12 protein-coding genes are annotated in these 10779 nt (G+C 66.2%); 5 read left to right on the plus strand and 7 right to left on the minus strand.

Annotation, left to right across the window (positions count from 1 at the left end; translation table 11 throughout):
- From I6N89_RS10305 to I6N89_RS10330, 6 genes are all read right to left on the minus strand, one after another.
- Positions 1 to 1047: a hypothetical protein gene (locus I6N89_RS10305; RefSeq protein ID WP_207018372.1), complete on the minus strand. Its 1047-nt coding sequence runs from the start codon at positions 1045 to 1047 to the stop codon at positions 1 to 3.
- Positions 1048 to 1186: 139 nt separating this feature from the next.
- On the minus strand, positions 1187 to 1540 hold the full coding sequence (locus tag I6N89_RS10310; protein WP_207018373.1) for a hypothetical protein: 354 nt from the start codon (positions 1538 to 1540) through the stop codon (positions 1187 to 1189).
- A 130-nt stretch (positions 1541 to 1670) separates the two neighbouring features.
- Positions 1671 to 2453, minus strand: a complete 783-nt coding sequence (gene rpiA, locus I6N89_RS10315) for a ribose-5-phosphate isomerase RpiA (RefSeq protein WP_207018374.1) — start codon at positions 2451 to 2453, stop codon at positions 1671 to 1673.
- 85 nt (positions 2454 to 2538) lie between these two features.
- Positions 2539 to 2976: a hypothetical protein gene (locus I6N89_RS10320; protein ID WP_207018375.1), complete on the minus strand. Its 438-nt coding sequence runs from the start codon at positions 2974 to 2976 to the stop codon at positions 2539 to 2541.
- Positions 2977 to 3192: 216 nt separating this feature from the next.
- Entirely contained in the window at positions 3193 to 3720 is a 528-nt protein-coding gene (locus I6N89_RS10325) for a GNAT family N-acetyltransferase (protein ID WP_207018376.1), read from the minus strand.
- Positions 3717 to 4271 (minus strand): helix-turn-helix domain-containing protein, encoded by a 555-nt coding sequence (locus I6N89_RS10330; protein ID WP_207018377.1) that lies wholly within the window; start codon positions 4269 to 4271, stop codon positions 3717 to 3719. The genes I6N89_RS10325 and I6N89_RS10330 overlap by 4 nt, the downstream gene beginning before the upstream one ends.
- 187 nt (positions 4272 to 4458) lie before the next feature.
- Between I6N89_RS10330 and pdhA the strand changes: the two genes are divergently transcribed.
- The 5 genes from pdhA (at position 4459) to I6N89_RS10355 (ending at position 9869) form a co-directional block, all read left to right on the plus strand.
- Positions 4459 to 5481, plus strand: coding sequence for a pyruvate dehydrogenase (acetyl-transferring) E1 component subunit alpha (pdhA, locus tag I6N89_RS10335; protein WP_076705437.1), 1023 nt, complete (start codon positions 4459 to 4461; stop codon positions 5479 to 5481).
- A 19-nt stretch (positions 5482 to 5500) separates the two neighbouring features.
- On the plus strand, positions 5501 to 6862 hold the full coding sequence (locus tag I6N89_RS10340; RefSeq protein ID WP_207018378.1) for a pyruvate dehydrogenase complex E1 component subunit beta: 1362 nt from the start codon (positions 5501 to 5503) through the stop codon (positions 6860 to 6862).
- Positions 6859 to 7122: a hypothetical protein gene (locus tag I6N89_RS10345; protein WP_076705440.1), complete on the plus strand. Its 264-nt coding sequence runs from the start codon at positions 6859 to 6861 to the stop codon at positions 7120 to 7122. Before I6N89_RS10340 ends, I6N89_RS10345 begins: the two co-directional genes overlap by 4 nt.
- A 4-nt stretch (positions 7123 to 7126) precedes the next feature.
- On the plus strand, positions 7127 to 8467 hold the full coding sequence (locus tag I6N89_RS10350) for a pyruvate dehydrogenase complex dihydrolipoamide acetyltransferase (RefSeq protein ID WP_207018379.1): 1341 nt from the start codon (positions 7127 to 7129) through the stop codon (positions 8465 to 8467).
- 214 nt (positions 8468 to 8681) lie between these two features.
- Complete coding sequence (locus I6N89_RS10355) at positions 8682 to 9869, plus strand: MFS transporter (RefSeq protein ID WP_207018380.1); 1188 nt, start codon at positions 8682 to 8684, stop codon at positions 9867 to 9869.
- 73 nt (positions 9870 to 9942) lie between these two features.
- Here the strand turns inward: I6N89_RS10355 and cysE are convergent, their stop codons facing one another.
- Positions 9943 to 10761 carry a serine O-acetyltransferase gene (cysE, locus tag I6N89_RS10360; RefSeq protein ID WP_207018381.1) on the minus strand — a complete coding sequence of 273 codons (819 nt, stop codon included), beginning with the start codon at positions 10759 to 10761 and terminating at the stop codon, positions 9943 to 9945.
- Positions 10762 to 10779: the final 18 nt, after the last annotated feature.

A 10779-nucleotide genomic window follows, 5' to 3' on the forward strand; every position in this document is an offset into this window, starting at 1 on the left:
TCAGCCCTCCTCCCGCGCACCCAAACCCGGGCTGTCGTCCTCCTCATCCGTGCCGTCGGCACCGGTCCGGCCGCCCACGGTGGTGAAGCCCGACAGATCCGGATCCGCGCTGACACCTTCCGCCTCGGCCTGCGCGCTGTCATAGGTGCTTCGGTATTCGGCCAGCGCGGTCAGAAAGGCGGTCTGCGCCTTGAGCAGCTCGGTCGAGGCGGTCAGCTCGTTCTTGCGCAGCCCCAGCAGCGCCTTGGTCGCATCGTTCACCCCGGTGAACACGGCGGTGACCACCGCCAGCGGCAGAAGCGCCGCAGCGGCCAGCTCCGAGGGTTTCTTTACATTGATCGATTGCGGCTGGCCATCGGAGAAGGTGATGATCGTGTCGCGCTTCACGAAGCTGGAGCGCTCGATATCGACGCCCGAGATCTGATGCGGATCGGGCACCTGCACCACGAATTCCGTCACATTGCCGCTGGTCCGGTCGCGAAAGCTGATCGTCGCCGTGGTCAGCGGGCGGTAGCAGAAGGTGTGGTTGCAGGCGTGAATGACGCCGACCGCGCGCGGCGCCGGCGATACGGAAAGATCCATGCGCCTGCCCAGCAGCCGCTGCGCCCGCGCCACGCTCTGCGGGTCGGTGGGATCGAGCCGCAGCGTGCTGACCACTGTGGTGGCGGTTTCCGCGCGTCCGCTGGCTCCCGGCGTGCCAAGAATGCCGGTGCCGCGCAGCCGGCCGATATGCCCCAGCGCCTGGGCGAGATCGATCAGCGCCTGGCCGCTCTGATCGTCGGTATTGACGGTGATCTGGCCGAGCAACTGATTGGCGACATTGATATCGACCGTATCGTTGGAAAAGCGCGACGGGACGTAATTCACCTCATAGCGGAATCCGGGATTGGGGTCGGGCATCAGAATCGCGCTATTGGCCTTCTGCTGAACGGCCAGAACCGACGAGCTGTTCATTGTGCTGCCTGAACCCAGAATTTCAAATCCGAGATACTTGCGCGGCAGCGAATAGCTGGCAACGATCTGTGTCACCTTGGGTTTGCCGTTCATATCCAAAAACGGCGCTCCCGCCCGATTGGACTCCAATACCGTACAGGCGGCCGCGCCAAATACAGTGCACAGCACCGCAAGCCGGACGGGTCTGGAAATGGCTTTGATCATGTTTCGTCCTCCTCCCCCGAAACGGAAATCATACATTGGAAATGGGTGGGCAATCCGGGTCGTCCCCGTCATCGTTCACCGCTCTGCGGCGCTTCTGCTCTTCGCCACCGATCAGATTGTCCTGCTGTGCCTCGCCCGCGGCGCCCGGCGCATCGTGAGGAAAGCCCTCGCCCCGGCTGCCGAACCAGAAACCGGCAATCCCGGCGGAAAGCGTCGCGAGCCCGTTGAAGATGCCGAGCGCCAGCTCGTATTCGCCACGGATAAAAAGAAGGGTCGAAAATCCGACCGCGCTGAGGCTGTAAACGAATACGACGAAATAGGTTACAACGATACGCACATTACTTTTGCGCATGCGCTGCAAGCTCTCGGGAGATTGATCCATGATCTTGCCGCAGGCTCTAAAAACTGAGGGAGCCTAACATGCATGACGGGCGCGACGTCGCTCAGCGCGAATAATTTCAGGGCTGTCGCAATTTGGTCACAAGCGAACCGGGCGCAATTGCGCCCGCCAGTCAGATATCCTGAAACAGGTTGTCGCTTTCGATGAAATCCACACGATCTTCGGAAACGGTGCCGGCGTTGATGTCACGGGTTTCCACCCGACCGTCGCCATAACCAATCACCACCTGATCGCAGATGTCGATAAAGAGACCGTTCTCGACCACGCCGGGGATCTGATTCAGCACCAGTGCCAGCTGGCGGGCATTGCCGATACGCGTGAGATGCAGATCGAGGATGTAATTGCCCTCATCGGTGATAAAGGCGCGGTCGCCGTTCATGCGCAGTGTGGTCTTGCGCCCCATCACATCCATCGAAACCAGCGCCTCTTCGAGCAGCGCCTGGCTGGCGGTCCAGCCGAAGGGAATGACCTCCACCGGCAGCGGGAAGGCGCCCAGCGTTTCCACCTCTTTCGCGGCGTCCGCGATCACCACCATCTGGTCGGAAGCGGTCGCCACGATCTTTTCCTGAAGCAGGGCGCCACCGCCGCCCTTGATGAGATTGAGCTCGCCGTCGAACTCGTCGGCACCGTCGATGGTGAGGTCGAGCCAGCGCGCCTCGTCGAGCGAGATCACCTCGATACCGACCTCGCGGGCAAGCTCGGCAGTGCGGGTGGAGGTCGGCACGCCCTGAAAGCGCAGCCCCTCCTCGCGCACCTTCTCGCCGAGGCAGCGCACCAGCCAGGCGGCGGTAGAGCCGGTGCCGAGCCCGACGCGCATGCCGCTTTCGACGAATTCGGCGGCGCGTTTGGCGGCCACGAACTTGGCCTTGTCGATCGGCGAAAGCTCTCCGGTCATAGCGGGCGACTCCTCTGCTGCTGCGGCGGGCTTATAAAGGCAATGCGCCGGCGGTGCGAGAGGCAAAACCGGCGTAGTGGAGCCATCAGGGACGAATCGAGATCCGGTCGAAACCAAGCTCGTAAGGCGCGCGTGCCGACGCCGGAAGCGGCGCGCAGCCAGCAGCCGCGCCGTCGAGGGGGTCGCCCTCCTTAAAAACGCCGGCTTCCTCGAAGAAGGACAGATCCCGAAGGATCTTCTTGCCACCAGCCTTCAGCCAGCCCTTGCGCAGAACCTTCCGACGAAAGCGCAGCGTTTGCGGCTTTTCATGCATGGTCACGCCGCACAGGACGGTCTGCCCGCCCAGTTCGCGCACCGAATAGACCATCAATACCGTCCCGTAGGCCTGCCCGAACGTGACCCCGGTGACCTCGAACCTGTTGTCGACCAGCACCGTGGGGGTATCGGCGGTTGCGGCCTGCGCACCGAGAGCCAGCGCACCGGCCAGAGAGAGCGCGGCGATCTTGCTGAAAAGAGACTTCATTTCTTACCTTTAGAGACACTTAGGGGTGACCACCATATTCGCCGAGAGCGGCGGTGCAAGCACGATCAAAGCGGCGCGGCGAAGGCGCCGCACAGGGTCGTCTCGCCCGCCGGGGCGGGCTCGGGCCTCTGGCACAGGTGACGCCCTGCTGCCGGTATCCCGCCCTCGGGGTTTCGTGGTTCTGGCGTATTTGGAAAGAGAAGAAGACGCAGGCAGCTACGACACCCGGTACATAATGGTCGTGGGATCGCTATGGGGGCTGCCGTCGGGGGCAAGCGCGTAGCCGGGGATTTCGCCGGCGACCGCGAAGCCGCAGGCGGCATAGAGCGGCTGGGCGGCATCGCCGCTGCGGGTGTCGAGCGTGATGAGACTGCGGCCCTCCTCTGCGGCGCGGGCGAGCAGCGCCTGCATCAGCGCGCGGGCGATGCCGCGACGGCGATGAGACGGAGCGACCAGCATCTTGGAGACCTCGGCGCGGTGGCGCTGGTTGGGCATCGCGGCAAGATCGAGCTGCACCGTGCCGACAAGCGCCTCGCCCGCGAATGCGGCCCAGAGGATGCGATGGCCGCCGCGTAGTGCCGGCAGCACAGAGCCCGCCCAGAACGCCTCCGCCTCCTGCTGCGGAAAGGGCATGACGAAGCCGACGCTGGCGCCGTCCTCGACGCAATGGCGCAGCAGCGTGCCGAGCGCCGGGATCTGCGGCTCGGCCTCGGTGGCGGAAAGCTCACGGATCACAACGCTCATGGCGTCACCAGCACGAGCACGTATTTGGCGCCCTTCTCCTTCGGCGTCTCGAAGACCGAGGCGCCGGTCAGCCGGTAGCGCAGCGTGTCGCCGGGGCGCAGGTTGTATGTCTCGCCCTCCAGCGTTACCTGAAGGCGGCCCGAGACCAGCAGCAAATGGTGTTCCAGCCCCGGCACCGGAGCCGCGTCATAGGCGATGCGGCTGGCCGGTTCGAGCCGGCAGTCCAGCACCTCTGCCGCCAGCGCCGCCCCGCCCGGCGAGGCCACGCGCCGGGTGAAGCCGCCGTCGCGCCAGACCGCCTGATCGTCGCGGCGCAGGAGTGGCGTGAAGCCCTCCTCCACCATGGCCAGCAGCCGCGACATGGTCATGCCATAGGCGGCGCAGAGCTTGCCCAGCACCTCGGCGGTGGGGCTGACCTCCCCCTTTTCCAACCGCGACAGGGCGGCGCGGCTCACCCCGCTCTGCTCGGCGAGCTGATCGAGCGTCAGCCCGCGCTCGGCGCGCAGCCGGGCGAGGCGCTGCGACAGGCGGTCGGTCAGGGTGTCGGGCACGAGACATCTCCGGGAATCTTTCTCATATACGGGATATTACCGCGCCCTCGGGACCGCGCAAGAAAAACTGCATGCGCCCGCCCGCGCGGTTTTTTCGGCACCCGTGGCTTGAGCCCTTTGACACTCGCGCTAGCTCTGGATAGTGTACGAGAAAGTTTAACACTAAACTAGTTGGGGAGGAATCGCCATGGCCGCCCGGAAACCCGCTGCCAAGCCGAACGTCTCGCCCGATGAGCTGCGGCAATATTACCGCGACATGCTGCTGATCCGGCGCTTCGAAGAGAAGGCAGGCCAGCTTTACGGCATGGGACTCATCGGTGGGTTCTGTCACCTTTACATCGGTCAGGAAGCCGTGGTGGTCGGGCTCGAAGCCGCCGCCGAGGAGGGCGACAAGCGCGTCACCTCCTATCGCGACCACGGCCACATGCTGGCCTGCGGCATGGACCCCAACGGGGTGATGGCCGAGCTCACCGGCCGCGAGGGCGGCTATTCCAAGGGCAAGGGCGGCTCGATGCACATGTTCAGCCGCGAGAAGCATTTCTACGGCGGCCACGGCATCGTCGGCGCGCAGGTGCCGCTGGGCGCGGGGCTCGCCTTTGCCGACCAGTATCTCGACAACAAGCGCGTCACCTTCACCTATTTCGGCGACGGCGCGGCCAACCAGGGCCAGGTCTACGAGACCTTCAACATGGCCTCGATCTGGAAGCTGCCGGTGGTCTTCGTGATCGAGAACAACCAGTACGCCATGGGCACCTCGCAGAAGCGCTCGACCTCGACCGAGGACATCTACACCCGTGGCGCGCCCTTCGGCATCCCCGGCGAGCTGGTCGACGGCATGGACGTGCTGGCGGTCAAGGCCGCCGGCGAAAAGGCCGTGGCGCATTGCCGCGAGGGCAAGGGTCCGTATATCCTCGAGATCAAGACCTATCGCTATCGCGGTCACTCGATGTCGGACCCGGCGAAATACCGCACCCGCGAAGAGGTCCAGAAGATGCGCGAAGAGCGCGACGCGATCCAGCATGTGCGCGACCTGCTGTTGCAGGGCAAACATGCCACCGAGGACGACCTCAAGGCGATCGACAAGGAAATCAAGGACATCGTGAACGCGTCCGCCGAGTTCGCCAAGGAGAGCCCGGAGCCGGCGCTCGACGAGCTCTGGACCGATATCTACGCCAGCGAAGTGCCGCAGGGCGACGCGATCGACGCCTGAGGCAGGAGGATACCCGACAATGGCAACACAGATTCTCATGCCCGCGCTCTCGCCCACGATGGAAGAGGGCACGCTGGCAAAATGGCTCGTGAAAGAGGGTGACACCGTCACCTCGGGCGACATCCTCGCCGAGATCGAGACCGACAAGGCAACGATGGAATTCGAGGCGGTCGACGAGGGCATCGTCGGCAAGCTGCTGATCGAGGAAGGCACCGAAGGGGTCAAGGTGAACACCCCCATCGCAGTGCTGGTCGAGGAAGGCGAAAGCGTCGAGGATGCCGAGGCCCCTGCCCCGGCGACCGAGGCGCCCGCCGCCGAAGAGGCCCCCGCTCCGGCCAAGGCCGCCGAACCCGAAAGCAAGGTGCCCGCGGCCTCGCCCGACTGGCCCGAGGGCACCGCGATGAAGACCCAGACCGTGCGCGAAGCTCTGCGCGACGCCATGGCCGAAGAGATGCGCGGCGATGCCAATGTGCTCGTCATGGGCGAGGAAGTCGCCGAGTATCAGGGCGCCTACAAGGTCACCCAGGGGCTGCTCGACGAGTTCGGCGCCAAGCGCGTGATCGACACGCCGATCACCGAGCACGGCTTTGCCGGTATCGGCGTGGGCGCGGCCTTTGGTGGGCTGAAACCGATTGTCGAGTTCATGACCTTCAACTTCGCCATGCAGGCGATGGACCAGATCATCAACTCGGCGGCCAAGACGCTTTATATGTCCGGCGGCCAGATGGGCTGTCCCATCGTGTTCCGCGGCCCGAACGGCGCCGCCGCCCGCGTCGGCGCGCAGCACAGCCAGGATTACGCCGCCTGGTACGCGATGATCCCCGGTCTGAAAGTGGCGATGCCCTATTCCGCAGCCGACGCCAAGGGCCTGCTGAAATCCGCCATCCGCGACCCGAACCCGGTGATCTTCCTGGAAAACGAGATCCTCTACGGGCGCAGCTTCGACGTGCCGGACATGGACGATTTCACCGTCCCCTTCGGCAAGGCGAAGATCTGGCGCGAGGGCAAGGACGTCACCATCGTCAGCTTTGGCATCGGCATGCAATACGCGCTGGAAGCGGCTGAAAAGCTTGCCGAAGACGGTGTCGAAGCCGAGGTGATCGACCTGCGCACCCTGCGCCCGCTCGATTACGGCACGGTCATCGAGTCGGTGAAGAAGACCAACCGCTGCGTCACCGTAGAGGAAGGTTTCCCGGTGGGCGCCATCGGCAACCATCTGGGCGCCTATATCATGCAGAACGCCTTCGATTATCTCGATGCGCCGGTGATCAACTGCACCGGCAAGGACGTTCCCATGCCCTATGCCGCCAATCTCGAGAAACACGCGCTGGTGACCACCGCCGAGGTGCTCGAGGCGGTCAAGCAGGTGACCTACCGGTGAGCCCGGTCGAGGTGATCGGGCGCGACGTGGCGCGCGAGGCCTATCGGGTCCGGGTGGATGCCGAGGGCCTCGCCCGCACCGCGCTGGTGCCCGAATGCCTCATGGAAACGCTGCGCCCGGGCGAGCGCCCGAGCCACCAGGAAGCCTATGAATGGATCGCCGCACATCGCGGCAGGATCGAGAAGGCGGTGATCGCGCGGGCAGCGGCCCGCACGCCGCGCCCGCCCTACGATCTCGTGACCCTCGCCGAGGAGAGCTGAAGACATGCCCACCGAAATCCTGATGCCCGCCCTGTCGCCGACCATGGAGGAAGGCACGCTGGCCAAATGGCTGGTCAAGGAAGGCGACACCGTGAATTCCGGCGACATTCTCGCCGAGATCGAAACCGACAAGGCCACGATGGAGTTCGAGGCGGTGGACGAAGGCACCATCGGCAAGATCCTCATCGAAGAGGGCTCCGAGGGGGTGAAGGTTAACACCCCCATCGCCGTGTTGCTGGAAGAGGGCGAGAGCGCCGACGATATCGAAACGTCCTCCGCCCCTGCGCCGGCAGAGGAAAAACCCGCCCCGGCCCCCGCCGCGGACGAGAAACCCGAGCCGGGGCCGCAGCAGGCGGCCGCGGCGGCGACGCCCGCCACCCCTGCCCCGGCGGCGCCCGAAGCCGCCGATGGCAGCCGCATCTTTGCCACCCCGCTGGCGCGCCGCATCGCCGCCGACAAGGGGCTGGACCTGACGCAGATCAAGGGCTCCGGCCCGCATGGCCGCATCGTCAAGGCGGATGTCGAGGGCGCCAAGGCCGCACCCGCCGAGAAAGCTGCGCCCGCGGCTGCCGAGGCGCCCGCCGCCAAGGCCGATGCGGTTGCCATGCCCGCCAGCCCCGGCGCCGAGCAGGTCAAGAAGATGTACGAGGGCCGCAATTACGAAGAGGTCAAGCTCGACGGCATGCGCAAGACGGTGGCAAGCCGCCTCACCGAGGCCAAGCAGACCATCCCGCATTTCTACCTGCGCCGCGACATCAAGCTCGACGCGCTGCTGAAATTCCGCAGCCAGCTCAACAAGCAGCTCGAAGGCCGCGGCGTGAAGCTCTCGGTCAACGATTTCGTCATCAAGGCCTCTGCGCTTGCCCTGCAATCGGTGCCCGACGCCAATGCGGTCTGGGCCGGCGACCGGATCCTCAAGCTCACCCCCTCCGACGTCGCGGTCGCCGTGGCGATCGAGGGCGGGCTCTTCACCCCGGTGCTGAAGGATGCCGAGATGAAATCGCTCTCGGCACTCTCCGCCGAGATGAAGGATCTCGCGGGCCGCGCCCGCAACAAGAAGCTCGCGCCGCATGAATATGTCGGCGGCAGCTTCGCGATCTCCAACCTCGGCATGTACGGCATCGACAATTTCGACGCGGTCATCAACCCGCCGCATGGCGCCATCCTCGCCGTGGGCGCGGGCGTCAAGAAGCCTGTGGTCGGCGCCGATGGCGAGCTGACCGTGGCGACGGTGATGTCGGTGACGCTCTCCGTGGATCACCGGGTCGTCGACGGCGCGCTTGGGGCGGAACTGCTTCAGGCCATCGTCGAGAACCTGGAGAACCCGATGGTGATGCTGGCCTGACCTGTCTGCCAGGTCGCATCGCTCGAAACGCCCGCCGCCCACCGGCGGGCGTTTCCTTTTCCGGCGTGGCGAATGTATGTTTGGCGCTCATGTCTCCCATGCACGGCGAAGGCTTGCCGGCGCCCCGCCGCGCCGTTAGCGTAGGTCATGCTGCATCGCGGCAGGGTCGGCATGCCCGAACCGCGCGCAGACCCCGACATGCCGGAGACGTTCCATGGTCTATACCGACCGCCAGGCCCGCCTGACGATCCTGTCCCTCGCGCTCGGTGCCTTCGCCATCGGCGTCACCGAATTCGCCGCGATGGGGCTCTTGCCCTATTACGCCGCCGATCTCGGCGTGAGTGAGCCGCGCGCCGGCCACGCGGTCAGCGCCTATGCCATCGGGGTGGTCGTGGGGGCGCCGGTGCTGGCAGTGCTGGGCAGCCTGCTGCCGCGCAAACTGCTGCTGGTACTGCTCATGGCGTTCTTCCTGCTCGCCAACGCGCTCTCTGCCATGGCGCCGGGGATCGACACGCTGGTGGTGGCGCGGGTGCTGGCGGGGCTGCCGCATGGCGCCTTCCTCGGCATCGGCATGCTGTTTGCCGCCGAGATGTCACCCGAGGGGCGCAAGGCGGCGGGCGTGGCGCAGGTGCTGATGGGGCTGACCATCGCAAATGTGATCGGCGTGCCGGCGGCGGGCGCGATCGGCCAGGCCTTCGGCTGGCGCTGGTGCTTCGTCATCGTCTCGGTGATCGCGGCGGGCTCGGCGGCGATGATCGCCCGGGTGGCGCCGCAGCCGCAGGAAGCACCGGCGGCCAACCCTCTGCGCGAGCTCTCGGCGCTGGCCAACCGCGCGGTCTGGCTGACGCTGCTGGTGGGCGCGGTGGGCTTCGGCGCGGTCTTCGCGGTCTATTCCTATTTCTCGGCGGCAATGATCGCAGCGGCCAAGGCGCCGGAATGGGCGATCCCGCTGGCGCTCTCGGGCTTCGGCATCGGCGGCACGGCGGGCAATTACATCGCCGGACGGCTGGCGAGCTGGTCGCGGCTCGGCGGCGCGCTGGTGCTGCTGCTGGGCATGGTCGCCATGTCGCTGCTCTATGCCGCGGTGATGGGCCATTGGGTGGCGATGGCGCTCGTGGTGATGGCGCTGGGAATGACCGCCGGGCTGGTGATCCCGCTTCAGATGCGGCTGATGGATGTCGCGGGCGAGGGCCAGACCCTCGCCGCCGCGCTGAACCACGCCGCCTTCAACGCCGCCAACGCGCTGGGGCCGTGGCTCGCGGGGATGGCGCTGGCGGCGGGCTATGGCTGGCAGGTCACCGGCCATGTCGGCGCCGCGCTGGCGGCGGCGGGGATCGTCGTGCTGGGGCTGGCCTGGCTCGAGGCGAGGCCCCGGCGCCGGGCGCTCGCCGCAGGCTGCTGAGCTCCGAGCCGCGCGCAAGATCCTTCGAAGGATCTTGCAAAACGCTTCGAAGCGTTTTGGCCGCCCGGACCGCTCAGCCCGAGCAGTTGCAGCCGGTGAGCTTCTGATCCATGTTGCGCGACGGCTGATCGCAGCCGGCATCGCCGACGATCTTTGCCGGCACGCCCGCAACGGTCTTGCAGGGCGGTACCTCTTCCAGCACCACCGAGCCCGCCGCGATGCGCGAGCCGCTGCCGATGCGAATATTGCCCAGCACCTTGGCCCCGGCACCGATCAGCACGCCGTCGCCGATCTTGGGGTGACGGTCCTCGTCCTCCTTGCCGGTGCCGCCCAGCGTCACCGAATGCAGGATAGAGACATCGTTGCCCACCACCGCCGTCTCGCCGATGACGATGGAATGGGCGTGGTCGATCATGATGCCCTGCCCGATCTTCGCCGCCGGATGGATATCGACGCCGAAGAGCTCCGAGGCGCGCATCTGGAAGAAGGAGGCGAGATCCTTGCGCCCCTCGTTCCACAGCCAATGCGCCACGCGCTGGCTCTGCACCGCCTGAAAGCCCTTGAAATAGAGCAGCGGCTGGAGAAACCGGTGGCAGGCCGGGTCGCGGTCATGGGTGGCGCGGATATCGGCCCGCGCGGCACGCGCCAGCCACGGGTCCGAGGCATAGGCCTTGTCGCAGATCTCGCGCAGGATCTGTTCCGACATCTCGCCATTGGCGAGCTTCATCGAGATGCGGAAGGCCAACGCCCCCTCTATGCTGGCGTGGTGCAGCACCGAGACATGCACCATCCCGCCCAGCAGCGGCTCGGCGGCGACGGCCTCTTCGGCCTCGCGGGTGATGCGGGCCCAGACCGGGTCCAGCTCGGCGATCCTTGCGCGGGTTTCGGCCATGTTTCCCTCCGTTGCGTC

The organism is Salipiger abyssi (genome assembly GCF_017311415.1).
Classification (GTDB): Bacteria; Pseudomonadota; Alphaproteobacteria; order Rhodobacterales; family Rhodobacteraceae; genus Salipiger; species Salipiger abyssi_A.